Origin of the sequence: Bacterioplanes sanyensis, assembly GCF_002237535.1 — a bacterium.
GTDB lineage: Bacteria > Pseudomonadota > Gammaproteobacteria > Pseudomonadales > Oceanobacteraceae > Bacterioplanes > Bacterioplanes sanyensis_A.
Genome location: NZ_CP022530.1, coordinates 1,116,623 through 1,143,292, shown reverse-complemented (window position 1 = coordinate 1,143,292; position 26,670 = coordinate 1,116,623). Strand labels below are relative to the sequence as shown.

24 protein-coding genes are annotated in these 26,670 nt (G+C 55.4%); 14 read left to right on the top strand and 10 right to left on the bottom strand.

Features of this window, described 5'->3' with window-relative positions:
- The first annotated feature begins 1 nt into the window (after position 1).
- On the top strand, positions 2-466 hold the full coding sequence (gene moaE, locus CHH28_RS05370) for a molybdopterin synthase catalytic subunit MoaE (RefSeq protein WP_094059349.1): 465 nt from the start codon (positions 2-4) through the stop codon (positions 464-466).
- Here moaE and CHH28_RS05365 read toward each other — a convergent pair.
- From CHH28_RS05365 to CHH28_RS05355, 3 genes are all read right to left on the bottom strand, one after another.
- Positions 435-2,672, bottom strand: coding sequence for a putative bifunctional diguanylate cyclase/phosphodiesterase (locus CHH28_RS05365; protein ID WP_199244005.1), 2,238 nt, complete (start codon positions 2,670-2,672; stop codon positions 435-437). The two genes, moaE and CHH28_RS05365, sit on opposite strands and share 32 nt — an antisense overlap.
- A 174-nt stretch (positions 2,673-2,846) precedes the next feature.
- Entirely contained in the window at positions 2,847-3,962 is a 1,116-nt protein-coding gene (locus tag CHH28_RS05360) for a PilT/PilU family type 4a pilus ATPase (RefSeq protein ID WP_094059347.1), read from the bottom strand.
- A gap of 12 nt (positions 3,963-3,974) precedes the next feature.
- Positions 3,975-5,009, bottom strand: coding sequence for a type IV pilus twitching motility protein PilT (locus tag CHH28_RS05355; protein ID WP_094059346.1), 1,035 nt, complete (start codon positions 5,007-5,009; stop codon positions 3,975-3,977).
- A 79-nt stretch (positions 5,010-5,088) separates the two neighbouring features.
- Here CHH28_RS05355 and CHH28_RS05350 point away from each other — a divergent pair, with 79 nt between their 5' ends.
- The 5 genes from CHH28_RS05350 (at position 5,089) to CHH28_RS05330 (ending at position 10,135) form a co-directional block, all read left to right on the top strand.
- Positions 5,089-5,784: a YggS family pyridoxal phosphate-dependent enzyme gene (locus CHH28_RS05350; RefSeq protein ID WP_094059345.1), complete on the top strand. Its 696-nt coding sequence runs from the start codon at positions 5,089-5,091 to the stop codon at positions 5,782-5,784.
- Positions 5,785-5,842: 58 nt separating this feature from the next.
- The gene (gene proC, locus CHH28_RS05345) at positions 5,843-6,673 is read left to right on the top strand and encodes a pyrroline-5-carboxylate reductase (protein WP_094059344.1); all 831 of its coding nucleotides are present in this window, start codon (positions 5,843-5,845) and stop codon (positions 6,671-6,673) included.
- A 9-nt stretch (positions 6,674-6,682) separates the two neighbouring features.
- Positions 6,683-7,279, top strand: coding sequence for a YggT family protein (locus CHH28_RS05340; RefSeq protein ID WP_094059343.1), 597 nt, complete (start codon positions 6,683-6,685; stop codon positions 7,277-7,279).
- Between the two features lie 86 nt (positions 7,280-7,365).
- Positions 7,366-8,553 (top strand): DUF917 domain-containing protein, encoded by a 1,188-nt coding sequence (locus CHH28_RS05335; protein ID WP_094059342.1) that lies wholly within the window; start codon positions 7,366-7,368, stop codon positions 8,551-8,553.
- Complete coding sequence (locus tag CHH28_RS05330) at positions 8,546-10,135, top strand: ATP-binding protein (protein WP_094059341.1); 1,590 nt, start codon at positions 8,546-8,548, stop codon at positions 10,133-10,135. Before CHH28_RS05335 ends, CHH28_RS05330 begins: the two co-directional genes overlap by 8 nt.
- Here CHH28_RS05330 and CHH28_RS05325 read toward each other — a convergent pair.
- Together CHH28_RS05325 and CHH28_RS05320 are read right to left on the bottom strand one after the other, a co-directional pair.
- Positions 10,113-11,333 (bottom strand): polyhydroxyalkanoate depolymerase, encoded by a 1,221-nt coding sequence (locus CHH28_RS05325; protein WP_094059340.1) that lies wholly within the window; start codon positions 11,331-11,333, stop codon positions 10,113-10,115. The genes CHH28_RS05330 and CHH28_RS05325 overlap by 23 nt on opposite strands.
- A gap of 106 nt (positions 11,334-11,439) precedes the next feature.
- A complete protein-coding gene (locus tag CHH28_RS05320) occupies positions 11,440-12,387 on the bottom strand; it encodes an AraC family transcriptional regulator (RefSeq protein ID WP_157729790.1) in 948 nt (315 codons plus the stop codon).
- 137 nt (positions 12,388-12,524) lie between these two features.
- Here CHH28_RS05320 and CHH28_RS05315 point away from each other — a divergent pair, with 137 nt between their 5' ends.
- Positions 12,525-12,863, top strand: coding sequence for a DUF962 domain-containing protein (locus tag CHH28_RS05315; RefSeq protein WP_094059338.1), 339 nt, complete (start codon positions 12,525-12,527; stop codon positions 12,861-12,863).
- A 6-nt stretch (positions 12,864-12,869) separates the two neighbouring features.
- On the opposite strand, the gene CHH28_RS05310 is transcribed toward CHH28_RS05315, so the two are convergent.
- Positions 12,870-14,246, bottom strand: a complete 1,377-nt coding sequence (locus CHH28_RS05310) for an MATE family efflux transporter (RefSeq protein WP_157729789.1) — start codon at positions 14,244-14,246, stop codon at positions 12,870-12,872.
- Positions 14,247-14,400: 154 nt separating this feature from the next.
- Between CHH28_RS05310 and CHH28_RS05305 the strand changes: the two genes are divergently transcribed.
- On the top strand, positions 14,401-15,126 hold the full coding sequence (locus tag CHH28_RS05305; RefSeq protein WP_157729788.1) for a DUF481 domain-containing protein: 726 nt from the start codon (positions 14,401-14,403) through the stop codon (positions 15,124-15,126).
- Positions 15,127-15,134: 8 nt separating this feature from the next.
- Here the strand turns inward: CHH28_RS05305 and CHH28_RS05300 are convergent, their stop codons facing one another.
- The gene (locus CHH28_RS05300) at positions 15,135-15,656 is read right to left on the bottom strand and encodes a hypothetical protein (RefSeq protein WP_094059335.1); all 522 of its coding nucleotides are present in this window, start codon (positions 15,654-15,656) and stop codon (positions 15,135-15,137) included.
- Between the two features lie 129 nt (positions 15,657-15,785).
- Between CHH28_RS05300 and smrA the strand changes: the two genes are divergently transcribed.
- A complete protein-coding gene (smrA, locus tag CHH28_RS05295; protein WP_094059334.1) occupies positions 15,786-16,376 on the top strand; it encodes a DNA endonuclease SmrA in 591 nt (196 codons plus the stop codon).
- A 6-nt stretch (positions 16,377-16,382) separates the two neighbouring features.
- On the opposite strand, the gene CHH28_RS05290 is transcribed toward smrA, so the two are convergent.
- Together CHH28_RS05290 and ilvA are read right to left on the bottom strand one after the other, a co-directional pair.
- The gene (locus tag CHH28_RS05290; protein WP_094059333.1) at positions 16,383-17,177 is read right to left on the bottom strand and encodes a substrate-binding periplasmic protein; all 795 of its coding nucleotides are present in this window, start codon (positions 17,175-17,177) and stop codon (positions 16,383-16,385) included.
- A 195-nt stretch (positions 17,178-17,372) separates the two neighbouring features.
- A complete protein-coding gene (gene ilvA / locus CHH28_RS05285; RefSeq protein WP_094061984.1) occupies positions 17,373-18,890 on the bottom strand; it encodes a threonine ammonia-lyase, biosynthetic in 1,518 nt (505 codons plus the stop codon).
- 126 nt (positions 18,891-19,016) lie between these two features.
- Between ilvA and rpiA the strand changes: the two genes are divergently transcribed.
- Both rpiA and CHH28_RS05275 read left to right on the top strand, forming a co-directional pair.
- Positions 19,017-19,688: a ribose-5-phosphate isomerase RpiA gene (gene rpiA, locus CHH28_RS05280; protein WP_094059332.1), complete on the top strand. Its 672-nt coding sequence runs from the start codon at positions 19,017-19,019 to the stop codon at positions 19,686-19,688.
- Positions 19,689-19,691: 3 nt separating this feature from the next.
- Positions 19,692-22,334 (top strand): intermembrane phospholipid transport protein YdbH family protein, encoded by a 2,643-nt coding sequence (locus CHH28_RS05275; RefSeq protein WP_094059331.1) that lies wholly within the window; start codon positions 19,692-19,694, stop codon positions 22,332-22,334.
- Positions 22,335-22,436: 102 nt separating this feature from the next.
- On the opposite strand, the gene CHH28_RS05270 is transcribed toward CHH28_RS05275, so the two are convergent.
- The gene (locus tag CHH28_RS05270; RefSeq protein WP_094059330.1) at positions 22,437-22,922 is read right to left on the bottom strand and encodes a thioesterase family protein; all 486 of its coding nucleotides are present in this window, start codon (positions 22,920-22,922) and stop codon (positions 22,437-22,439) included.
- Between the two features lie 334 nt (positions 22,923-23,256).
- Here CHH28_RS05270 and hemB point away from each other — a divergent pair, with 334 nt between their 5' ends.
- The 3 genes from hemB to CHH28_RS05255 all read left to right on the top strand — a co-directional run bounded on the left by hemB (position 23,257) and on the right by CHH28_RS05255 (position 26,657).
- Positions 23,257-24,267 (top strand): porphobilinogen synthase, encoded by a 1,011-nt coding sequence (gene hemB / locus CHH28_RS05265; protein ID WP_094059329.1) that lies wholly within the window; start codon positions 23,257-23,259, stop codon positions 24,265-24,267.
- Positions 24,268-24,309: 42 nt separating this feature from the next.
- The gene (ppk1, locus tag CHH28_RS05260) at positions 24,310-26,409 is read left to right on the top strand and encodes a polyphosphate kinase 1 (protein WP_094059328.1); all 2,100 of its coding nucleotides are present in this window, start codon (positions 24,310-24,312) and stop codon (positions 26,407-26,409) included.
- A gap of 71 nt (positions 26,410-26,480) precedes the next feature.
- Entirely contained in the window at positions 26,481-26,657 is a 177-nt protein-coding gene (locus CHH28_RS05255; RefSeq protein WP_094059327.1) for a DUF3012 domain-containing protein, read from the top strand.
- The last annotated feature ends 13 nt before the right edge of the window (positions 26,658-26,670 follow it).

The window sequence follows — 26,670 nt, the reverse complement described above, 5'->3', positions numbered from 1 at the left end:
TGTGGATACCATTCAGGTTCAGACCGACGACTTCAACGTGCAGCAGCACTACGACGCTCTGCGGCAATGCAATCACCAAGCTGGCGCTGTGGTGTTTTTTGTTGGCACCGTACGCGATATGAACCTGGACAGCCAAGTGCAAGCACTGGAGCTGGAACACTACCCCGGCATGACCGAACACAGCTTGCAGCAGATTGTCGCCGCTGCACGCCGGCGTTGGCCACTGCTGAATGTACGTCTGGTGCACCGAGTGGGCAAGTTATCGTTGGGCGAGCAAATTGTATTTGTCGGTGTCAGTAGCGCTCATCGGCAGGCAGCGTTTGAGGCGTGCCACTACATCATGGACTGGTTAAAAACCGACGCGCCATTCTGGAAAAAAGAACACACACATGAGGGGCCACGTTGGTTAGAAGCCCGCGCGGATGACCAGCAAGCTAAAGATAGATGGCGGGACTCTCACGAATAAACACCGCCAGCTCAGCCGCTGGCATCGGTTTAGCAAAGTGATAGCCCTGAAAGCGGTCGCAACCGTCTTCAATCAACAGCGCCTTTTGCTCCGCGGTTTCTACCCCTTCAGCCAGCACCGACATGTTGTAGTTCTTGCCAATGGCAATCACGCTCTGCGCCATTTTGTGCGCCGTCTGGTCGGTACGAATATCGTCGATAAAGCTCTTATCAATTTTCAGCTCATCGATAGGCAATAAACGCAACACACTCAGTGACGAAAAACCGGTGCCGAAGTCGTCCAACGAGATACGCACCCCCATATCGTGCAGTTCATTTAACGCCGGCAGTACCATCTGCAGGTCTTCAATGAAGACACTTTCGGTAATTTCCAGCGTCAGGTACTTTGGCTCAATGCGATAGTGATTGATGTGCTCGCGAATGCCGGCTACGAAACCCGCCTGCAAGAACTGTTTGACCGAAATATTAATCGCAATATCAAATTGCTGGCGCAGGTGCTGCTGCAGCAGCGTCATCTCGCGCATGGCGGTATTAACGACAAATTCGCCAATGGCTGGCATCAAACCAGTGGTTTCGGCCACACCAATAAACTCGTCCGGCGGCACAAAACCCAGCTCATCGTCCTTCCAGCGGATCAGCGCCTCAACCCCTAACATGCGTCCATCGTGACTCACTTGTGGCTGATAGACCATAAACAAATGACCGCCGGACAACGCCGAACGCAGTCGCTGCTCGATGCGAATTTTGCGCAAATAGCCGCTTTCCATTTCATCGTGATAGAAGTGCACGGCATTGCGCTCTTTTTTCGCTTCATGCATGGCAATGTCTGCCGCGCGCAGCAAATCGTTCATGCTGTTGCCATGTTGCGGATAGCGCGCAGCACCGATACTCGCGCCCAGCTGAAAATTGAAGCCGTAAACGGCGTAGTCCTTGGATACCGATTTGATGATTTCCAGTGCTCGCGTTCGCGCCTTGTCTTGCTCATGGGTTTCCATCAGCAAGATAAACTCATCGCCGCCTAAGCGCGCCAACACTTCGCCATCTTCAACGTGACGCTGCAAACGGTGGGTCAGTTCGATCAGCACCTGGTCACCGCAGTCGTGGCCAAAACTGTCGTTGACCCCCTTAAAGTTGTCCATGTCGATAAACATCACGTAAAAACTGCGGCCTTCGTCCATCCAACCATGCACATGTTCCAACAAGTAATTGCGATTTGGCAGGTTGGTTAGCCCATCGTGATTGACCATATAAAACAGCTGCTTGCGCTGTTGATCTTCGGCACTGGAAATAGAACGAAACAGCGCAAACAACACCAGCACCACCACCGCATACAGAGCGCCATAAATGGCCACGCGCCCCATGAAGTCCTGACGCAACAGTCGCTCGGGGGTTTCCGTTAATACCCACAAGCCATAGTTAGGCAAGAACATCGCCGCACCGAGCCAATGCTGATCATGACGCTCTACCCGATAGCCCCATGCCTTATCGCCATAACGAATGGTGGCCAAATCGGCGCTGCTGATCTCCTGCAAGGAACGCTCTACCGCACGTACAGCTTGAGTAGCCACCGGCTGAGCATATTGATCTTCCGAGGCATCGATGCCGGCCGTGTACTGCAGGTAGTTATCCTGTGAGCGCACCAGGCGCACAGTATCATGTGGACGGATCTGTTTCTGAAACAGCTCCGACGCCTCGCTCAGGTTAATGCCAGACGTCATCACTGCTATGACATTGCCTTGATCGTCTCGCAGTGCTTTGCGCAGCGGAATGATCCAGCGCTGCAACGATGGCATAAAGTAGGTGCGGCCAAGCACCATATGACGGCTATGCAGCGCGCGCAGGAAGGAGTCACGGGTTTCCGAGTGTTGCAGCAAGTTGTGCAGGTTGTCGCTCAACACATTGCTGCTAACTTGCATGAACTCGCCATCCGGGCCCACCAGGCCAAAGCCCACCAGTACCGGGTTAACTTGCAGTAAACGATCCAGCAATGGCACTGGCTTCAAACCGGCCATGGCATCCGGTGCGTTGATCAGCTCGTTGCCGAGTACGTCGAGCAGCATTTCTTCCGCCGCCAGCACACTGCGTGCGGTTTCACCGATCAGCTCGGCACGGTCGCTGTAAGCGCGCAAATGATCTCGCAGCTGCTGATGCCAGCTGTAACTGATGATGGCAGCCAATATGCCCAGCCCACCGATCACGATGAGCATAAACAGGGTCCAGATATTGCGTCGCATCAACGCCAAACGTCACCACCTTAGCCAGTACACACAGGCCCGCCAAAACGAGCGCGCGGATTGTCGCATAAGGATAGTCAATTGGTAGTCACTCGTCGCCAACAAGTATGAGCGCCTGACACACATCAAGTGTGCCAAGCGCAAGGCTCAGTCTTGGATGCGCAGGTTGCGAGTGGCGCCGTCGAGCTGATCGAGGTCGGTTTCCGAGCCCAGTTTGATCATCAAGCGCAGATCGTTGGGCGAATCGGCGTGGGAAATGGCGTCTTCATAGGTGATCTCACCTTGTTCGTACAGGTGATAGAGCGCCTGGTCGAACGTCTGCATGCCCAGCTCGTTTGATTTACGCATCAGCGGCTTGAGTTCGTGGACCTCGCCCTTGCGGATCAAGTCTGCGGCCAACGGTGAGTTAATCAGCACTTCGATGACCGCCCGACGCCCTTTTCCATCCGGAGTTGGAATCAGTTGCTGAGCGACGATGGCACGCAAGTTCAACGACAAGTCCATCCAGATCTGGCCATGACGCTCTGGCGGGAAGAAGTGAATAATACGCTCCAGCGCCTGGTTGGCGTTGTTGGCGTGCAGTGTGGCGAGGCACAAGTGTCCGGTTTCGGCAAAGGTGACCGCGTGCTCCATGGTATCCGGAGAGCGCACCTCACCAATCATGATCACATCTGGCGCTTGGCGCAGGCAGTTCTTCAAGCCAACTTCAAACGATTCGGTATCCAGGCCCACCTCGCGCTGCGTGATGATGCAGTTTTCATGGCGATGCACGAATTCGATCGGGTCTTCGATACTAAGAATGTGGCCTTTACTGTTTTGGTTGCGGTGGCCAATCATCGATGCCAAAGAGGTGGACTTACCGGTACCTGTCGCGCCGACAAAAATAATCAGACCGCGCTTTTCCATCGCCAGGTCTTTGATCACATCCGGCAGGCCCAAATCATCGACTTTGGGAATTTTGGTTTCGATGCGCCGCAGCACCATGCCCGCCACATTGCGCTGGTAAAACGCACTGGCACGGAAACGTCCAATACCACTGGCGTTAATAGCAAAGTTGAGTTCTTTCTTTTCTTCAAACTCTTCTTGCTGCTTGTTATTCATCAAGCCGAGCACAATGTCGCGCACCTGCTCCGCCCCCAGCGGACTGCGCGTCAGCGGCATAATCGTCCCATGCACCTTCATTGATGGGGCGACGCCTGCGGTGATAAACAAGTCAGAGCCTTGTTTCTCCACCATCAGACGCAAAAACTTATCCATAGACATTGGCGATCACCCTTAGAAGTTATCCGGCACTTTGGCTTTTTCACGTGCCGCTTCGCGCGAGATCAAACCCTTCGACATCAGATTCTGCAAGCACTGGTCCATGGTCTGCATGCCGTAGGCACCACCGGTTTGAATGGCGGAGTACATTTGCGCAATTTTGTCTTCGCGGATCAGGTTACGAATGGCTGGCGTGCCCACCATGATTTCGTGAGCCGCGACTCGGCCACCGCCGTTTTTCTTCAACAGAGTTTGCGCAATAACTCCCTGCAAAGATTCGGACAGCATCGAGCGCACCATGGATTTTTCTTCTGCCGGGAACACGTCGACGATACGGTCGATGGTTTTTGCCGCCGAACTGGTGTGCAGCGTGCCAAACACCACGTGGCCGGTTTCTGCTGCTGTCAGTGCCAAGCGAATGGTTTCCAAGTCCCGCAGCTCGCCCACCAGAATCACATCCGGGTCTTCCCGCAGCGCGCTGCGCAGGGCTTCGTTGAAGCCTAAGGTATCGCGGTGCACTTCACGTTGGTTCACCAACGCTTTTTTCGACTCGTGTACGAATTCGATCGGGTCCTCAATGGTGAGGATGTGATCGTATTTGGACTCGTTGATGTGGTCGACCATGGCCGCCAGAGTGGTCGATTTACCCGAACCGGTTGGCCCTGTCACCAGCACGATGCCACGCGGAATGTTGGACAAATCTTTAAATACTTGGCCCATGCCAAGCTGGTCCATGGTCAAAACCTTAGAAGGAATGGTACGGAACACCGCACCGGCACCACGGTTGTGGTTAAAAGCATTCACACGGAAACGCGCGACACCCGGCACTTCGAACGAGAAGTCGGTTTCCAAGAACTCCTCAAAATCCTTGCGCTGTTTGTCGTTCATGATTTCGTACACCAAAGAGTGGACTTCTTTGTGTGCCAACGCCGGCAAGTTGATGCGGCGCACATCGCCATCCACCCGGATCATAGGCGGCAAGTCCGCCGACAGGTGTAAGTCAGACGCGCCTTGCTTAGCACTAAACGCCAACAGTTCGGTGATATCCATCATCTCTCCTACGCGCCGTGCGTGAACGGCGCCTTCGCTTTATCATTGATTGCTGACAATCCTAAACCAAGCCTAAGCAATGTCCACACTCGAACAACGCTATCATGCGGTACAACAAAGAATAGACAGCGCCTGTCAAAGTGCCGGTCGGCAACGCGCAGAAGTCGCATTGTTGGCGGTCAGTAAGACCAAGCCTGCCACTATGGTGCGCGACTGCTACCAGCTCGGCCAGCGAGCCTTTGGCGAAAACTATTTGCAGGACGCAATGGACAAAATCTCGCAGCTGGCTGATCTCGACGACATTCAGTGGCACTTTATTGGCCACTTGCAAAGCAATAAAAGCAAAACCGTGGCCGAACACTTTCATTGGCTGGAGACACTGGACCGCATCAAGCTGGCTCGGCGTCTCAATGAACAGCGCCCGCAGACGCTGCCACCGCTCAACGTGCTGCTGCAGGTGAACATTAGCCAAGAAGTGCAGAAATCTGGCGTCGCACCAGCCGACGTCGCCGAGTTGGCCGCGCACATTGCCGAACTGCCACGGCTAACGCTCAGGGGGTTAATGTGCATACCGGAAGCGACCGACAATGCTGACGCCCTGGCAACACAGTTTGATCACATGCAAACACTGCTGGCGCAGCTGCAGCCACAGCATCCCAGCGCCGATACCTTATCGATGGGCATGTCGGGCGATCTGGAGCTGGCGATTGCACATGGCAGCCATCAGGTGCGCGTCGGTACCGATATTTTTGGCGCTCGTAGTAAGGCGGATTAGCCTTGCCGCCGCATCGCCAGATACCTACACTCGCAGCAAACACCCATAAGGAAACAGAATGACACAAGTGGCTTTTATTGGCGGTGGCAATATGGCCGCCAGCATCATTGGTGGCCTAGTCCAGCAAGGCGAGTACAGTGCCCAGCAGATTCATGTCAGCGACCCAAATGACAGCCAACGCCAGCAGTTGAGTGAGCAGTTTGGTGTACACACCTACGCCGACAACCAGCAGGCGATTGAACAGGCCGATGTCGTCATGCTGGCCGTAAAACCACAAGTCATGCAGCAGGTGCTGGCGCCGTTGTTTGCCACCTTAAGCGAGCGCCAGCCGTTGATCATTTCCATTGCTGCCGGCATTGATATGCCCTCACTGGCGCAATGGACCGGCTGCAAAGCCATCGTACGTTGCATGCCCAATACGCCGTCACTGGTCAACTATGGCTCCAGTGGCTTGTTCGCCAGCGACGACACCAACATGCACCAGCGCAACTTGGCCGATTCATTGATGCGCGCCGTCGGCATCACTGTCTGGGTGCAACAAGAGCAGGAAATCGATACCGTCATCGCCGTATCTGGCAGTGGCCCGGCATATTATTTCTTGATGATGGAAGCCATGATCGAAACGGCGACAAAGATGGGCATGAGCCTAGAAACGGCCACCCAATTAACGCTGCAAACCGCCGCCGGTGCAGCTGAAATGGCCAAGCGCTCCGACGTCGATCCAGCTGAGCTGCGCCGCCGAGTGACGTCGCCCGGTGGCACTACGCAACAAGCCATTGCCACCTTTGAATCTGCACACTTACGCGATATCGTCGCCGCAGCCATGCAAGCTGCACAACAGCGTGCCGCCGAAATGAGCCTTGAGTTAGGCGCCCAATCGGAACAGTAAGGAGAGGATATGTCCCCGTTAATGCAAGTTGGCCTGCTGTTGGTCAACACCATTGGAAGCCTGTTTGCTCTGGTGGTGCTGATGCGGTTTCTACTGCAGCTGGTGCGCGCCGATTTCTACAACCCGATTTCGCAGTTTGTGGTCAAGGTGACCAACCCGCTATTACTGCCATTGCGCCGTGTGGTCCCGGGTTTTGCTGGTTTGGACGTGGCTTCGTTGCTGCTGGCTTGGTTGGTGCAATGCCTGTACATAGGCGCCATCGGCGTGATGCTCGGCTTGGGTTTGCCGTGGGCCAACATTCTGGTGTGGGGCACCATTGGCTTAGTGAGCTTGCTGTTTAACATTTATTTCTGGGGCTTGCTGATTGTCGTCATCGCCTCCTGGATTGCCCCCAACTCCTACAACCCCGCGTTGATTCTTATCAATCAGCTGCTGGAGCCGGTGATGGCACCAATACGGGCCAAAATGCCTGACATGGGCGGACTGGATTTGTCACCATTGATTTTCATTCTGGCGCTGAAAGTGGCCGAAATTCTGCTGCTGACACCGCTGTACCAGCTCGGCCAGGTACCGATGGCGCTGGCCAACGTGGTGATTGGTTTGTAACACCACCTTGCTGCGGCCATCGCCAGCCGCAGCTTTCCTCGTTATGATCATCTGCGCCAGTCATTCCAATTACTAAGGACAGATGTATGACGCAGGATCTTCTCGCTCAATCCGTTACCCCAGCTGATTTGGACGCTCTGATCGAAGGCACTTGCTTTTTGGCGTCTGGCGGCGGCGGCCCGAAAGCAATGGCACAAGCATTTCGCAAAAAAATCGAGCACAACGTTACTATGGTGGCTCCTGAGCAAGTGCTCGATGGCGACGCCAGCTTGATGGTGGTTGACCTCGGCTCCCCCGCCAAAGCTCTGGACGGCATTGGCTTTACTGCACCGGTCAACGCGTTTAACGCGCTCAGTGACAACCTCGCCATCTCTCCGAGCTATCTACTGCCGGGCGAGATTGGCGCAGTGAACACCTTGTTGCCGTTTTATATCGCTGACTACATCTACAAAAAAACCGGCAAGAAACTGCGCGTCATTGACTCAGATCCGTGCGGGCGAGCGGATCCAAGGTTGAGCGAGACACTGCTGAATATCTCTGGGCAATCCTGCTGCCCAGCCATCATTGCATCAGACAGTGATGACTGCGGACACTTTGAAAAAGCCTTTTTTAAAGGCCCAATGACACCAGAGCAGCTGGAAGCCGCCGCCCGTGAGGAAGTGTCCAAGCCAGCCTATGACGAGGTCGGTGGCATGGCGCTGTACCCTTTGCCCGGTACCTTTGTTCGCTCTGAAGGCAGTAACTTTCTTGTTCAAAACTCGGTTTCGAAAGCCATTCTTGTCGGTGATGCCCTGCTGACCAACCCCAGCGATCAAGAGCTATCCCTGTTGCTCACTGGCATGGGCATTGCCAACTACGCCTTTGTCACCGGCACCATCACCAGCCTCACGCGCAATACCAGTGATGGCTTTGATAATGGTAAGGTCGTGATCGAAGGCGATTGCGGCAATACGTTCTGGGTTTTCATGCGCAACGAAAGCCTGCTGGCTTGGAACAACACCCAAGGAAAATTGCACGCGCTGGCACCAGACTGCATCAATATGCTGGTACACGACGGTGAAAAGCGTCGCTCCATTTCCAATGCGTCCATCGAAGAAGGACAACGTATTTCATTGTGGGGCACGGCCGGACCAAGCAAAGTCGCGCATGCGGATAAACTGGTGGAACTATTTTCTGAGGACATCAACGCAGTGCTCGACAAGTTCCCAGAAGATAAGAAAAAAATTGGCTTCACCCATTACATACCGATAGAGCAACTTAACGCCAATGACTGAAACGCAAGGACGAAGCCTGGAGCAGCATTTATTTGCTGAAATCTGGGCAAACTCACCAGATAACATGTTCATTCTGGAAGTGGGTGAGGATGACTTTTATCTGGTGAATACCAACACCGCGCAAAAAGTGACCATGGAGTTGGTCGGTAACTTGCCGCGCGGTCAGGCGCTCAAAACCCTGTTCCCGGCCGATTTATACCAAGAGCTGATTCAGCGTTATCAGCAATGCGTTGATCAGCGGCGGCCGCTGCAATACGAAGAAAGCGAATCGTTCAGCAGCCACGACGGTCGTGAACAGCACTGGAGCACGATTTTGTCGCCGCTGTTCGACCAGCATGGCCGCGTGGGCCATATTTTTGGTGTGTCACGCAATATCACCCGCCTCAAACTGGCGCAAAGCCAGGCAGAATCTGCCAGTGCGGCCAAAACTGCTTTCCTGGCCAATATGAGTCACGAACTGCGTACCCCGTTAAATGGCATCAGCGGTGCCATTGAGCTGTTGAAACACAGCAACGACAGCGATGAGCGGCAACAACTCTGCAACGTAATTGCCAGTGCCGTGGAAGCGATGACGCAGCAAACCAACGACATTCTCGAATACGCACGCCTGGAAAGCGGCCAGCTGCGCTTGCGCCGCGATACCTTTGCACCGGCGACACTGGCTGAAGAGGCCTGTGCCGTACTGGAACCCATGCGACGCCAATACAATGTGAACGTCACGGTGACCGTGGCCGAGGCAGTGCCCAGTACACTGCAAGGGGATGCCAACCGCCTGAAGCAAATTTTGCTCAACCTGCTCAGTAACGGCATTAAGTTTTCTCCTCACGGCACGGTGCAGCTGCGCATTGAGTTGATCAAGCAACGGGCACAGCAAGCGCAACTGCGTGTTTTAGTCGTCGACGATGGCATTGGCATCGATCCCTCACAGCAAGCGCGATTGTTTCAACCCTTCACTCAGGTCGATGCCTCCAGCACACGCACACATACGGGCAACGGTTTGGGGCTGGCGATTTGCCGTGACCTGGTGGAAGCGAAAGGCGGTCACATACAAATCAGCAGCCAATTGGGTGAAGGCACTACCGTTGAAGTGGTGCTGAGCTATCCAGTAGCCACGCCCGGTCATGCGCCAGCACCGGCGGCGACTAAACGGCCTGTTGAAAAGATCGATGCACATGTCTTGTTGGTGGAAGATAACGACACCAACCTGCTGGTAACCAGCAAGATACTGCAACGCGCCGGGTTGACGATCAGTGTTGCCCGCGATGGCCAGCAAGCCGTTGATTGCTGCAGCCAGCAGCGCTTCGATATGGTGTTGATGGACTGGCATATGCCCATCATGGATGGTTTACGTGCCACACAAGTGATTCGCCGCATGGACGACTACTACGCGCGAGTGCCTATTTTGGGGTTAACAGCACGAGGCATGAGTGAAGATCGCAGCGCTTGCCTGGCGGCCGGCATGGACGATGTGATCATAAAGCCGCTCAACGCCGTGAAGTTGGTCAACCAGATTCAGCGCATGTTGAGCGACACGGTCACTTCGATCACGTCTACCGCCGCTAGCTCTGATGGCGCTGCATAAAGGCTTTAATGCGCGGAGCCACATCTTCACGAAAACGCCGTCCATTAAAGATGCCGTAGTGCCCCACACCTTCAACTTCTAAGTGTTCTTTTTTCGCCACGGGTACTTTTGCGCATAACGACAGCGCCGACGCGGTTTGGCCGCGCCCGGTAATATCGTCCAGCTCACCTTCGATGGTCATCAGCGCCATGCTTTCAATGGCTTGCAAATCCACCGTTTGACCTCGATGGACCAACACACCACGTGGCAGTTGATGTTCTAAAAACACACGCCGGATAGTTTCCAGATAGTAATGCGCTGGCATGTCCATCACCGCTAGGTATTCGTTGTAAAACGCCCGGTGTGCCTCAGCACTGTCGCCATCGCCGCGAATCAGGTCGTTAAAGAACTTAAAGTGTTTGCTGAGGTGGTTGTCGAGATTCATCGACATAAACCCAGACAGCTGAATAAATCCTGGGTATACCAACTGCCCCTGGCCAGCAAAGCCGTGCGGAACTTGGCAGATCACATTACGCTGAAACCAATCCAAATCTTTACCGGAAGCGTAGTCATTCACTTCGGTTGGGCTGATGCGTGTATCCACCGGGCCACCTAATAACGCCATCGAGCGTGGCAGCGGTAAACCGCGTTCCGCCATCACACTGGCTGCCACCAATGCCGGCACGCAGGGCTGGCACACGGCGATGGTGTGAACGTCTGGCCCTAAGTAGCGAAAGAACTCGATCAGATAATCGACGTAATCGTCAAAATGAAAGCCGCCTTGCTCCACCGGAACGTCACGAGCATTGCGCCAGTCGGTGATATAGACCTCATGGTCGGGCAGAAACTCACGTACCGTGCCGCGTAATAAGGTGGCGTAGTGGCCAGACAATGGCGCAATCAACAGCACTTTAGGCTGCGCTTGGTCAAAGCCGACACGCTTGAAGTGCAGCAAATCACAGTAGGGCTTTTCGACCACCGTTTGATAGTCAATCGCCAGCTTGCGACGCTTGATGGTGACGCGATCCAGCTGCCACTCGGGCTTATCGTAGGAATCGGTCAGCCGCTCCAACAATTCAACCGAGGCGCGCAGCGTTTTCATGCTCCAGCTCGCGTTCCAAGGGTTCCAAGGTTGATACAACCATTGTCGGCTCTGACGCGCCCATACGTGCCAAGGCTGCATGAACCGGGTGATGCCAGCATTCAGTTGATAGAGCATACGGACCTCGTGATGAGCAGCTCGGTGACCATCGATGTTGTTGATGGCGATGACAGTTGCAGCTTAGCAGTCAATTTGTGCCACGCAGGCGACAAGCGGCAGTTTCTCAGCCAGCCAGTGAATTGAGCTGACCTTGTTGCCATTGCCGCGGCGTGCAACCAAGCCAATGGCGAAAGGCACGCTGGAAGGCCGTTTGATCCTGATACCCCAGCCGCTGGGCAATGTCCGACAAGGGCACGCCTTGCAACAGCCAACGACAGGCCCAGGTTTGCCGATGCTGCTGCAGTAACTGCTGAAAGCTCAATCCGTGTTGGCGCAGTCTTCGCTGCAGGGTGCTGACACTGATGTGCAAGGCCGACGCCACCGAGCGACGATCCGCACAGCCCAGTGCCAGCATTTGATGCAAACAATGGCGCACGTACCCTACCCATTGATGATGGCGCAATTGCTGCAGTTGCTGCTGCACCAGCGGCCAAGCGTGATCATGGCCACCCCGTCGCGGCTGCTGCCAATCCGACCAAGCGATGGTGAACCGGTAGCGCTCTGTTAACACCAAATCTGGCAACCAGCAGCGCCAATGTATTAAACCGGTGGGCTGTGCGCCGAGCTGAACCGCCAGCAAGCGCGGCATGCGTCCTAGCAAGGCACGACTAATGTGCAGCCAACCGACAAGCGCGACTTCCAAAGTGTGCTGAGACAGCGGTTGAGTCGCTTCAAAGTCGATTGTCATGCCTAGCGGGCACGGCTGCAGCTCCACCCGCACCGACTGCGCTACTAGATGCTGCGCCCGCTGTAAGCGAGTTAATGCGGCGCCCAAGGAATCGCTGGCAAACAAGGCATCGTGCAATAACGGCAACGGCGCCAAACTGACGGCCTGACCGCAATACAAAGACACAGGTTCATTCGGTACCGCTTGCTGCAAACACTGCCATAAACGTGTCACCCATAGTTGCTCGACGCGTGCATCAGCGCGGTAAAGCTGAGAGGTGTCGATGGCACATTGCTGACACAACCAAGCCCGCGAGACGCCCATGGCTTGCGCCTGATCCAGCATCCAGATCACCCAGCGCCCGGCAGTGGTCGACCATTGTGGTGCCTCATGCTCGCTGTTGATAAGCCCTCCGCCTTGACCCGAATAGTCAATGCTTACCGATACCCATGACGTACTATAAAAGAAAAAAGGAGCGAGTTATGGGCCAGTCCAATTCAACAGAGCAGCGTTTTCAAAGCTTTGCCGAGTTTTATCCCTTTTATTTGGCTGAGCATGCCAACCCGGTTTGCCGTGCACTGCATTACAGCGGCACTCTTAGTGCCATTGCCATTATGATCTGGTGTTTGAGCAGTGGCCAATACGGCTATTTGCCACTGGCGCTGCTGGCCGGTTATGGCCAGGCTTGGATCGGACATTTTTTCTTTGAGCACAACAAACCCGCAACGTTTCAATACCCGCTGTGGAGCTTTATGGGCGATTGGGTGATGCTCAAAGATTGGCTCACCGGACGCATAAAGCAGCGCTTGCCAAAGGAATAAGCCGGCTTATTTGGCAGTCAGGGTGCGCCCGGCAATCGACAACGAGCCGCGCTGCTGCAACCGCACCGTCATGCTCCATATTGCTATGCCTGCCAGCACATTGCCGAGCGCCGCGCCTGCCAGCATGCCGACGTAGCCCTGTTGCCATTGCTGGCCAATGTGCATACCTAGCCAAGCGCCGGGCAAATACAGAGCAAACAAGCGCACCAGGTTTAACAGCATCGATAATTGCGTCTTTTGCAGTGAGTTCAGCGCGGCATTGGCACACAGCACAACCCCCATGCCGGCGTAACCGAGCGGCAGCCAGCGCACAAAGTCGATGATGTGGCGCTGCACCTCCGCCTCAGACGAAAACAGACCAGCCAGCAACGGGGCAAATATCCACAGCAACGCGCACACCGCCAGTTGCCACAGCAATAAAAAACGATAGGAATGGCTCAGCGCCTGCCAGATACGCGACCATTGATTGGCCGCTTGATTTTGCGCCACAAACGTCGGCAGCGTTGAGGTCAGCGCCAGAATCACAACAATGGCAAAGGGCTCCAAACGCATCCCGACGCCAAAACCTGCGACGGCCTTTTCACCCATCGGCGCCACCATCATCAGCAATAATGCGCCCGCCACAGGCACCATCATATTGGTAATCATCGCCGGAATACCAAGCACCATCAGCCGACGCCACAGCGCCAGTATGCCCTGTAGCGGCAGGCCGTGCAAACCAAGCAATCCCTGACGGCGCTGGCGGTAAAAGATAACGCCGATCACCATCAGCCAACACAAAGCGCTGGCCAATGCAGCACCGCCAACACCCAGCGCAGGCACGGGCCCAAGACCAAAAATCAGCAGCGGGTCTAGCACCGCATTTAACAGTGCTGCCGCCAGCATCATGCGCGATGGCAGGCGCGTATCGCCGGTGGCGCGCAACGCGCTGTTTTGAATCATCATCAACAGCATCAGCACAGCGCCGGGCCACCAAAACTGCATATAGCTCCAGATCTCGGGCAGCAACGCTTCGCTCGCGCCTAAGCGCAAAAACAGAGCGTCATTGACCAGCATACCGAGCACGGCGATGACAATGCCCAGCAGTAACCCCAACAGCAACGCGGCACTGGTCGCCTGCTGCGCTGAGCGTTGATCATCTGCTCCCACCGCTTTGGCAATCAAGGCCGATGCTGCTATGCCAAGACCAATGGCCAGATTCATCACCAGCAAGGTAACCGGCAAGGCAAAACCGACGGCGGCCAAACTGTCGGTACCGAGCAAACTGATAAACCAGGTATCGACCAAGTTAAAGAAAAAGACCGCCAAGATGCCGATCACCATCGGCCGTGTTAGCTGATACAGCACTGGCCCTACGGGCTGCTCTAGAATTGCCTGCCGCACACTGTGTTCTCGTTGACTGAAATGCGCCTACTCTAGCCTAAATGTCCGCCCACAGTGCGATGCTCAGCGACATACACTGTTGCAGTTGTGGTAATGTGGCGCTGTTTTTTTATCGATTTATCCCGCCTTGATGGATGCGGGAACGGAGTACGTCTTGATCAGATTGTGTGTGCCTGCCCTGCTGTTTTTCACCTCTGCCGCCTTGGCCGGAGCAGAGGCGGGTGAAGAGGCTGCCCCGCCCAGTTGGAGCGGCGCTGCAGAACTGGGTACCTTGGTGACTTCCGGCAATACCGACAGCAGCAGCCTAAACGGCAAATTGAATGTGAAGCACGAAGGCAAGGTGTGGGACAAAAAGCTCAAGTTGGCGGCGCGCAACAGCAAAGAAGACGGGGAAACCTCAAAAGAGAAATACAACGCCGAGCTGCAGCTGGACCGCAACTTCAGCAAACGCTCGTATTTGGCCTCACTGCTGAAGCAGGAGCGCGATCGATTTTCTGGTTTTAGCTATCAAACCACGGGTGCCATCGGTTATGGCTATCGCATATTCACCGACAAAGCCTTAAAAGCGCACATCGAAGTCGGCCCAGGTTACCGCCGTGACAAAATCAAAGACACAGGCGTCACCGAAGAAGAGTGGATCGCCCGTTTGGCTGGCAAACTGCAATGGATGATCAGCCCAGATGTGCAGCTGGTGCAGGAAATCAGTGCCGAGCCGGGCCAAGACAACAGCGTCTACGAAAGTGAAACCAGCTTGGAAAGCCAAGTCATTGGCGCCCTCGCCACCAAGCTGAGCTACTCCCTCACCTACACGGATAAAGTGCCGGACGACAAGGTCAACACCGACCGTGAGTTTGGCGTCACTCTGGTATACCGCTTTTAACCCCCAATTTACTGAACGGATCGCAACTGCTCGAAGCGCTGTGCCTGGCGCTGCTGCAGTTGCTGCCACTGCGCGCGTTGTTCATCACTGAGCAACTCCGCCAGTTGCTGCTCCAGTAGACGCCGCTGCTCACTGCGCTGTGCCAAAGTGGGTGGCCAACTGACCGACGCCAACTGAGCGTTGCGTAACCGTTCGATCTGCTGCGGCGATAACGCCAAACGATCGCTCAAATGCTGCACCCGCTGTTCCGCCACCGCTTGATAGCGCTGCTGCAACAGCTGATCGGCGCGCTGGCGTTGCTCAGCGGTGAGTAGATCGCGCATTTGCTGGTACAGCTCTGCTCTAGTTTCCCGGTTGACACCATGGTATTGGCTTTCAATACGTTCCAACTGCGTTTGCTGCCAGGCCGTCATGTTCAGTGTCGTGGCCCAGTCCATCTCCCGGTGCTGACCCTGAAACGCCAAAGCAGCCGGCGTCGCGACGGCCATGGAGGCGGCAAAAACGGCACTTTTCAGCGAGCATACGATCATAATGGGAACTCCGGCAGGCAGTGTGACAGGCATACAGTAATCTGACCGGCTCCAAAGTAGTGTCGGAACACGCAAAGAATTGTTCCCACTGCGGTATCATACGACGGCAGTATGAAATGAGGTGTGGGCATGAGTGAGTCCGAAGACGAGTTGTTTTTTCAGGAGATGCAGGGGGTGAAACCTCTGGCACAGCGTCAGCGGGTTCAATTACGACGGGATGACGAGGTGGCCAAAGCCAATGCCGCTGAACGCCAGCGTGCCGCCAGCGCCGAGCAGCCCAGTATCGAAATCAACCACCTGCAGGTGTCCGAGGTTGAGCGCGTTGGTCCGCACGACATTCTCGGCTACAAGCGCCCCGGCATTCAGGATGGTGTGTATCGCAAGTTACGCTTGGGCAAATATGAAATCGAAGCGCGACTGGATTTGCATCGCCGCACCATCGAACAGGCCCGACGGGAAATCTATCGCTTTGTCGACGACTGCTTGGAGCACGATTTGCGTACCGTGCTGATTTTGCCAGGCAAGGGCGATCGCAATGTCGAAGACCCGGCTTTGCTGAAAAGCTATTTGGTGCACTGGCTGCCACAGCTGGATGATGTGCAGGCATTCCACACCGCACAGCTGCATCACGGCGGCTCCGGTGCCTTTTATGTGTTGCTGCGAAAAAGTGACCGCAAGAAGCAAGAGGCACGCGAGCGCTTCAGTAAGGGCCGCATTTAGCTGGCCCTAATCCAGGTCCGTTGAGGCGCTTTCACGCCAGTCGCTGATGGCTTGCTGTAAAAAACCTTCCATTACCTTTTCTTGTTCCGCTTTTTGCAGCACTTGCTCAATGCGCTGGCGGAACTCGGGCGTGTTACAAACCGACTGCTTTGACATGGTCAGGTACAACGGCTCTTGCGATACCGGCACGGCCAGTGGGCGAACATCTGAAATGCCCAGTTGCGATGCGTAAGCCCGGCCTGGGTTAAGTTCGTAAATAAAATAATCCACGCGGTCGCCTTGCAGCATGCGCAAGCCTTGCTCCAGCTTCACCGCTTCATGGATGGTGAGATTTTCCGCTGCGTATTCATCGAATGCCTGACCAAAGCTGTTATTGATCACGGTGACCCCTTGGCGCCCCACCAAGTCCTGCCATTGGCTGTAATTGAACGGCCGAAATTCACTGACCCACACCGCCGTGCGCGTTAACTGAAAGGCCGGGTACAAATAGTCCATACGCTTAGTGCGCGGCTCGGTGAAAAACGCTCCGGCAATAAAGTCGATGTGCCCTTTAGCCAGCTCTTCCTGCGTGCGCCCCCAAGGGCCGACGTAGCCAATATCGATGCTTACCCCGAGCTGCTCGGCGATGTAATCCATCAACATGGCGTTGGCACCCACCAGCACCATAGGATCTTGCGCTGAGCGCCATAAGTAGGGTGGGTATTCCGCGTTACCGCTGGCGGTAAAGTGTTGGCAGCGGCCGCTCGCTTGAACCATAACGCTGGCTAGCAACATGGCCAGCAGAACCAGAGCTTTCACCATCTGTACTCCTGTGCAAACCGTGTCAGCGCTCCGCAGCGCTGCGACTTATTTCATTATCAATAGTAGTCGTGACTGGTTGCAGCAGCAGATTGTTTTGTCAGCACTTTGCCACTGGCACCTGACATGAATGACCATGTCAGTAGGCTGCATTGTGTAACACAGTGCAGCCGCAGAGGATGTTTAAACGCGAAAAAACTACTTTAAAAACAAATGGTAAGCCGCATTGTCACTCTCGTCCCAATAACGATAGCCAAGCGCTTTCAAATATTTACGCAGCTCAGCCTCGGTGCCTTCTGGCACTTGCAAGCCAACCAACACGCGGCCATAAGCGGCGCCATGATTGCGATAATGAAACAGTGAGATATTAAACCGCTTACCCAAGGTACGCAGGAAGTTGAGCAGCGCCCCTGGGCGTTCAGGGAACTCAAAGCGATACAAGTGCTCATCGTCGACACTGGCCGGGGCGTGCCCGCCCACCATATGACGAATATGGTACTTGGCGATTTCGTTATCGGTTAAATCGGCCACCGCGTACTCTTGTGCCGTCAGTTCATCCAGCAAGGCCTGGCGAGCACCGGGCTCTGCGCCGACTTTTACACCCACGTAAATTTGCGCGCGGCTGTCATCACCGTAGCGATAGTTAAATTCAGTGATCGGGCGTTTGCCCAGCAAGCTGCAGAATTTCTGGAAACTGCCCGGCTGCTCGGGAATGGTGACCGCCAAGATCACCTCACGGCCTTCACCAATTTCAGCCACTTCAGAGATGTAGCGCAGGCGATCAAAATTGACGTTGGCGCCGCTTAAAATCGCAATCAGATTTTGATTGTCGCAGCCTTCGCGCTCGACGTATTTTTTCAGGCCCGCCACACTGAGCGCCCCCGCCGGTTCGCACACAGCGCGGGTGTCGTCGAAGGTGTCTTTTACCGCGGCACAAATTTCATCCGGCGTGACGGTGATGACTTCATCGACATGATCTTTGCAGATTTCCCAGGTGTTTTCGCCGACCTGGGCCACCGCCACGCCGTCAGCGAAGATGCCGACCTGCGGTAAAATCACGCGTTCACCTGCGTCCAGTGCCGCCGCCAGCGAGGCTGATTCGGTGCTTTCCACACCCACGATACGCACTTCAGGCCGCAGCGCTTTGACGTAAGCCGCCACACCAGCAATCAGACCACCACCACCGACAGGAATAAAAATCGCATCAATCGGATCGCGCATCTGCCGCAGGATCTCCATGCCAATGGTGCCTTGACCAGCAATGGTTTCCGGATCGTCATAGGGGTGGATATAGGTCATGCCTTTTTCCGCCACCAGTTTTTGCGAATAGGCGTAGGCATCATCGAAGGCATCACCGTGCAGCACCACCTTGGCGCCACGGGCTTTGACCGATTTCACTTTGATTTCCGGCGTTGTACGCGGCATCACAATGGTCGCTTTGATGCCCAGTTCTTTCGCCGCCAGCGCCAGCCCTTGCGCATGATTGCCAGCGGATGCGGCCACCACACCTTTGGCCTTTTCTTCATCCGTCAGCTGCACCACTTTGTTGTACGCGCCACGAATTTTGAACGAGTACACCGGTTGTTCATCTTCACGCTTCAGCCAAATTCGATTGCCCAGTCGCTCAGTCAGAAAAGGCGCCTGGTGCAAAGGCGATTCAATGGCAACGTCGTAAACCCGCGCCGACAGAATTTTCTTCAGGTACTGATTTAACATGAACTGGTCTCGTGGCTGGCCCGGCACCGTTACCGGACAAATAACAAAGCGCGCATTGTAACTCAGTCATGCATATAATTCCCGGCACCCGAGACCCTTACACGCTGACACAGCCAAGTGAACATCATGAACCAAGACCAACTGAAGCAAGCCGTCGGCCAGGCCGCTGTCGACTACATTCGCCCACATTTAGACAAAGACAGCATTATCGGTGTCGGCACTGGCTCCACCGCCAACTGTTTTATTGATGCCTTGGCGGCGTTAAAGCACGACTTTGACGGCGCGGTCGCCAGCTCCGAAGCCTCAGCGCAGCGTCTGCGTGATCATGGCATCGAGGTGTACGACCTCAATCAGGTCGGCAATCTGGAGTTTTATATCGATGGCGCCGACGAAATCAACGCCCGTCTGGAAATGATCAAAGGCGGCGGCGCCGCGCTGACGCGCGAAAAGATTGTCGCGGCCGTGGCCAAAACCTTTATTTGCGTCGCCGATGCCAGCAAAGAAGTGGACTTGCTCGGTGACTTCCCACTGCCGGTGGAAGTCATTCCTATGGCCCGTTCTTATGTCGCGCGGGAGCTGGTCAAGCTGGGGGGTGACCCGGTGTATCGCGAAGGCGTGGTGACCGACAACGGCAATCACATTCTGGACGTGTTTAACCTGCGCATCGATTCGCCAATGGAGCTGGAAAATCGCATCAACCAAATCGTTGGCGTGGTGACCAATGGTCTGTTTGCGCAGCGGGCTGCCGATGTGCTGCTGCTGAGCACGCCACAAGGTGTGCAACAGCGCCAGCGCTAACCGATGCAGCGCTGGCTACGCCGCCTGTTATGGAGTCTGAGTGGCAGCTTATTGCTTGTCACTGGGCTAGTGTTGGCAGCGCCTTGGCTGCTCAAGCCGACCTTGAATCAATGGGCCAATCAAGCGTTGCAACTCGCTGGAGTTGGCCAAGGCCAGGTGGTGATTCGTCAATGGAACTGGCACCAGCTGCATATCGAATCGGTCCAGGCCTTGCTGGCCGACGGCAGCCAAATCGATGTGCAGCATCTGCGCTTAAGTTATCGTCCGCTGGCATTACTGCGCGGTGAGTTTCAGCAGCTGCACATTGAGCGCATCGCGGTGCAGCAAGCATCGGAGCGCCTGACCCAAGCCGCCCAGCGTCAGGCGCAGCGCTCCAGTGCTGCGTTGTTGCAACAACCGCTTAGCCTGCCACCGCTACAGCAATGGCTGCAGATTCCCTTAGGGCGGGTGCAGATTGACCAACTCAGTTGGCACAACCCGCAGCTTGCCAGCGACCTGCAAGCCAGTTTTGACGACGGTTTATGGCGTCTGTGGGGGCAGCTACAGCTGGATAATCAGCCTCTGCCTTGGCAGTTGGAGCTGCAACTGCAGATCGGTGGTCAGTGGCTGATACTGCTGTCGGAGCAACAACAGCGCTTGGTGCAGTGGCACGGTCGCATCCAACAAAGCAACGCCAGCACTGAAATTGAAGTCGAGCAATTCGCAAACTTAGAGCTGCTCGGTACACGCTTGCCGGCTCTGGCTGCATTGCCACTCGGCACTTTAAGCGGCTCTGCCACCCTCACCTTGCCAGACAACATGCTGTTGCCACAGGACATCGGCATCAGCGGCCAATGGCAGCTGCAGACCCAAGCCATCACACAAGGCGACAGCGAATTAGCAGCCAACCAGCTGAGTTTACAACTGGACAAAGCCCGGCAAGACAACTGGCAGCTGTCGGTGCGCACGGCGGAGATTCAACTCAGCCGCGCAGACGCCCATGCCAACGCTTCACCCAGTCTTTCTGCCAGCTGCGACGCCGCTCTGCAGCAGTGCCAGCTGCAAGCCCAATTGCAAGCCGAGGTTAGCAGCGCTGAAGGACAGGCCACATTGGCCGTCGACAGCCAGGGGCAGTGGTCACAGCTTGATGGCTTACGGTTGCAACTGCCACTTAGCCTGAGCGCGCGGCGCCAAGTGAACCAACACGATGTGGCTGTTTCTGGGCAGGGCCAATGGCAGTTATCTTGGCACCCACAGCAAGGGCTGACTGTGAGTTCCGAGCAGGGGTTGTCACTGCAGCTCAGTGGCAGCATAGCGCCGTGGGACATATCGCCCTGGCACAGCCAGTGGCTGAGCGGTATGAGCCTGAGCTGCCAGCCGCAGTGTCAACTGACAGCCCCGCTACAGGGTCAATGGCAAGCGCTGACCTTACGTCAACCACAGGCCAACCTGTCCACTGAGTTGGTGATCGCGGCGGGTCAAGCAAGCTGCCAGCTGTCGGATCAATTGCTGCAGCGCGCTCCTTCAGAGTTGCCCTTCTTTGGCCGTTGTCGCACCACCATGGGCACTGCAGCCTCACGCTGGAACGGCTGGCACATCGCCGATACGCAATTGGATGCTGATCTGGCGTTGTCGGCCACAGGCCTGTGGGGGCAGCTCCAACTGCAGGCCGCCAATGAGGCACTGTCGCTGCACGCCGACCTGCGACGCAACAGCGACGGCAGCGGTCATCTGCAATGGTATCTGCAGCCGACCGAACTGGCTGCTGAAGCGTTGCAACTGAATCAGTGGCGCGCAGTAACCGGAGTACAGTGGCTGGCAGGTCAGTTATCGGGACAGGGGTGGCTGCGCTGGCACAGTGATGGCAGCTGGACGCCCGATATGACGCTGCGCCTCGACCATGTCAGTGCCAATTACGACAATCGTGTGGCCATCGATGGCTGGCATGGTTTTACTTCACTGCGCCAACATAACGATTATTGGCATATCGATGCGCAGCTGGCAGGAGACCAAATCAACCCCGGCATTGCGCTGGAAGACTCGCTGCTGCGCCTGAGTGCTCAGCTGGTGCCGCATGACATACAGCAGCCTTGGCTAGGCCTTGAATATCTGACCGCCGAGTTGCACGAGGGCCGCACCCGGCTGTTAGGCGGCACAGTACGCATTCCACAAGCGGCCTACGACAGCCGCAAAGACATCAATGCCTTTGGCATTGCGGTGGATCATATCGAACTGCAGCAAGTCGCCGCGTTAGAAGCGAAAGCAGAGGTCAACGCCACCGGCCTGCTCGATGGTGTGCTGCCGATTATCGTTGCCCCAGATGGCGTATCGGTACCCGCCGGGCATTTATTTGCACGCGCACCGGGCGGCACGCTGAGCTATCAAAATCAAACCAGTGCCGCTCTCGGCGGCAGTCACGAAGGCGTGGCGATGGCAATGAATTTATTGAGCGACTTTCACTACGATACGCTGCAATCGTCCATTCGTTATCAGCCAGACGGTGAGCTGAATCTGGGGCTGTCGTTTGCCGGCAGTAACCCAAATTTCTTTGATGGCCAGGCCACCGAGCTCAACATTAACCTCGACTACAACCTGCTGGATTTGCTGCACAGCCTGCGGGTAACGCAGAACTTGGTGCAGGAGCTGGAACAGAAGTATCAGCAGTAGTTCACATAGGGCACCTTTGAATAATTCTGCACAGCTCTGCCCGAGTTCAGGCTTGCTGTCCAGAGGTTCCCAAAGGCCTTAGGGAAACAATAGGCAGCGCCACTAACCGCACAAATAAGTACCGGTACCCACGGCGATCAATACACCCTGCTCGTTGTGCAACTCCATGCGTGTCACCGCTACCTTATTGCCAATACGCAACAAGGTGGCACTGGCAGTGAACTCCTCACCCTTGCCGGGCTGTAGAAAATCCACGCGCATGTCGATGGTGCCTAACGTTGAGAGTTTCTTAGAGTGCTGCTCTTTGGGCACATCGTCGCGATGCAAGCGCTGCCAGGTGGCAATTAGCGCCATGGCACCACCGGTTACGTCCAGCGCCGTGGAGATGGCCCCGCCGTGTAAAATGCCCTGCAGCCAGTTTCCCACCAGCTCATCTTTCATTCTTAAAGTAAATTCGCAGCGCTCGCCGGTCAGTAGTTTCGGCTTTAAACCCAAAACCTTGTTAAACGGAATTTGCTCAAGAAAATTCAGCGCTAAATTCAACTCAGTTTTACTGAAACCTTCACTGGTGGGTGTGTCGTTACTCATGTCGAATCCTCTGCACGGTGGCCGTAGTGTTGTGGTTATTCGCGGCTCTGGGTCACGTTGATGTCACATCTGAGTTTTATGGTAAGCGTCATGACAGGCCACACAATTGCCAAAGTGCCCGACATCAGTGGCAAATCGGCTCATCACCAATAACAGCAAGAAATACGCAACAAGCCGTGACAAAACCTTCAGTGAGGCGTAAAACTCCGTCAGGCTTGCCGCATGTCATCGCCAGATCTGGCTAAAATCGGCAGCATGGCGAAGCAGCCACAGCGAACCACAAGTTCATCCTCATTATTGTTTGTTTGCCGATCCAATCAGCAGGAGTGCCAACATGGCTTTTAACGATGCCCAACGTTTTTTCCCGGAAACCCGACTGCGTCGTATGCGTCGTGACGATTTTTCGCGGCGACTGATGCGGGAAAACAGCCTCAGCGTCGACGACCTGATTTACCCCATGTTTGTTCTCGACGGACACCAAGAGCGTGAGGCGGTGGTGTCGATGCCAGGCATCGAGCGCTTGTCCATTGATCTGCTGGTGGCGGAGGTACGTCATCTGGCCAAACTGGGTATTCCGGCGGTGGCGTTATTCCCGGTAACGCCGGCTGATGCCAAATCGGAACTGGCAGAAGAAGCCTTTAACCCCAATGGCCTGTTGCAGCGTGCGGTGCGAGCCATCAAAGACGCCATCCCAGAAATGGGGGTGATCACCGATGTGGCGCTGGACCCATTTACCGTTCACGGCCAAGACGGCATTCTCGATAACACCGGCTATGTGCTTAATGACATCACCGTCGATACTTTGGTGAAGCAGGCATTGTCACACGCCGAAGCCGGCGCCGACGTCGTCGCTCCGTCGGATATGATGGACGGTCGCATTGGCGATATTCGCTCAGCTTTAGAAGGCGAGCGTTTTGTGAATACTCGCATTATGGCCTACTCCGCTAAGTATGCCTCCGCCTATTACGGTCCCTTCCGCGATGCTCTGGGCACGGCCGGCAACCTCGGCAAAGCGGATAAAAAGACCTATCAAATGGACCCAGGTAACAGTGACGAAGCGCTGCACGAAGCCGCTCTGGACCTGGCAGAAGGCGCGGATATGGTGATGGTGAAACCCGGCATGCCGTACCTGGATGTAGTGCGCCGCGTTAAAGATGAGTTGAAGGCACCGACCTTTGTTTATCAGGTCAGTGGTGAATACGCCATGCACAAGGCCGCGGCACTAAACGGCTGGATGGATGACGACGCCATCATGCAAGAGTCTCTGCTTTGCATGAAACGCGCCGGTGCCGACGGCATTCTTACTTATTACGCCAAACAGTACGCTGAGTGGCTGGATCGCTGAAACAGACGCGGTGCATGGCACCGCCCCGGTTAAGGAATACGCATGACTGACGCGCAAGTAGCTACCCCCGCAACGATCGATCTGCACAGCCCAGAGCTCTACTTCAACCGTGAGTTGAGCCATCTGCAGTTTAATATCCGAGTGCTGGAGCAAGCCCTAGATGAGCGCCACCCGCTGCTGGATCGATTGTTCTTCCTGTGCATTTTCAGCAAAAACCTGGACGAGTTCTACGAAGTTCGCGTAGCCAACCTGGTGCAACAACTGACCTACGGCCGCGAGCAAGCCGGCGCCGACGGCATGCACCCGCGCCAGGTATTGAACGAAATTCACCAGATGTGCAGCGAAACCGTGGCGCGCCAATACAGCATCCTGAACGACGTGCTACTGCCGGCGCTGGAAAGTGAAAACATCTGCTTTTTACGCCGCGCCGATTGGAGCAAAGACCAGCGCACGTGGGTCAAGCAGTACTTCTCTGACTACCTACAACCCCTCATCAGCCCCATCGGGCTCGACCCGTCCCACCCGTTTCCACGGCTGGTGAATAAGAGCCTGAATTTTATCGTCGCGTTGGAAGGCAAAGACGCCTTTGGCCGTGAAACCGGGCTGGCCATTATTCCCGCACCGCGCTCGCTGGCGCGCATCATTCGCTTGCCAGACAACCTGTGCGACGGCGGAGACAACTTTATCTTTTTGTCGTCGGTGATTCACGAATACGCCGATGAGCTCTTCCCAGGCATGAAGGTAAAAGGCTGTTACCAGTTCCGCGTGACGCGCAATGCCGATTTAGAGATCGACCACGAAGAGGCCGCCGACTTGGCGTCGGCGCTGGAAGACGAGCTGCATTCACGCAATTTTGGTGAAGAGATGCGTTTGGAAGTGGCCGACAATTGCCCGGAGGAGCTGACCGAATTTCTGCTCAAGCAGTTTACCCTCGACCGCTCTGACTTGTTCCAGGTAAACGGACCGGTCAATTTGTCGCGTCTGATGGAAGTCATCGGTCAGATCGATCGTCCCGACTTGCAATACGCGCCATTCACACCCGGCTTGCCGAAGAATCTCAGCTTTAAGAAGAGCATTTTTGAGGGCATTCGCGATCGCGATACCCTGCTGCTGCACCCCTTTGAATCGTTTACTCCGGTGGTCGATCTGCTGCGCGAAGCAGCCAAAGATCCCAACGTGCGTGCCATCAAACAAACCCTGTATCGCACCGGTGCCAAGTCGGAAATCGTCAACGCTCTGGTCGATGCCGCCCGTAATGGCAAAGAGATCACGGTGGTGATCGAGCTGCGCGCGCGTTTTGACGAGGAGGAAAACCTCTACCTGGCCAACCGTCTGCAAGAAGCCGGAGCCGTGGTGGTGTACGGCGTGGTTGGCTACAAAACGCACTCCAAAATGATGCTGATCGTGCGTAAAGAAGGTGACAAGTACAAACGCTATGTGCATTTGGGCACTGGCAATTACCACGCTGGTAACGCGCGCGCCTACACCGACTACAGCTTTATGACTTGCGACGACTCCATTGGTGAAGACGTCCATAAATTGTTCCAGCAGCTGACCGGCATGGGCGAGGCATTACGAATTAAAAAGCTGATCCACGCACCCTTTACTTTGCATAAAAAGCTGATTGAACTGGTCGATCGCGAACGTGCCCACGCCGAAGCCGGCAAACCGGCGCTGATCCGCATGAAAGCCAATGGCCTGACGGAGCCGAAGCTGATCCGCGCGCTGTACAAAGCGTCCATGGCGGGAGTCAAAGTTGAACTGATCATTCGTGGCATGTGCTGTTTGCGCCCCGGCATCGAGGGTATCTCTGACAATATCGAAGTGTGTTCGATCATTGGTCGTTTCTTGGAGCACACCCGGGTCTATTACTTCCACAACAATGGCAAGGACGAGATTTACGCTGGCAGCGCCGACCTGATGGAGCGCAACTTGCTGCGCCGAGTGGAGACTGCTTTCCCGGTCGACAACAGCAAACTGAGAGAGCGCATGAAAGCCGAGTTGGAAGTGTATATGCGTGACAATACCCAAGCTTGGGTGCTGCAACCCGATGGCCAATATCTGCGCCAGACACCACAAGAAGGCGACGACGTCATCAGTGGCCAGAGCTGGCTAATCGAAAAACTGGCCACATCGCGCTGACACTGCGCCAAACACTGGCGTACAATCGCGTCCTTTTGCGGGGCTCACTTGGCTCCGCCTTGGGAGGCGATATGAAAGTACTATCCATTACAGCGATATTAGCGGCCCTGTTCACGCTCGCAGGCTGCTCGCCAGAAGTCGGCAGCAAAGCCTGGTGTGAGATGATGGACGCTAAATCAAAAGGCGACTGGACGGCAAACGAAGCCACCGAATACGCCAAGAGCTGCATTTTCCGCAGCGACGATTAAGACCCGTTGGTGG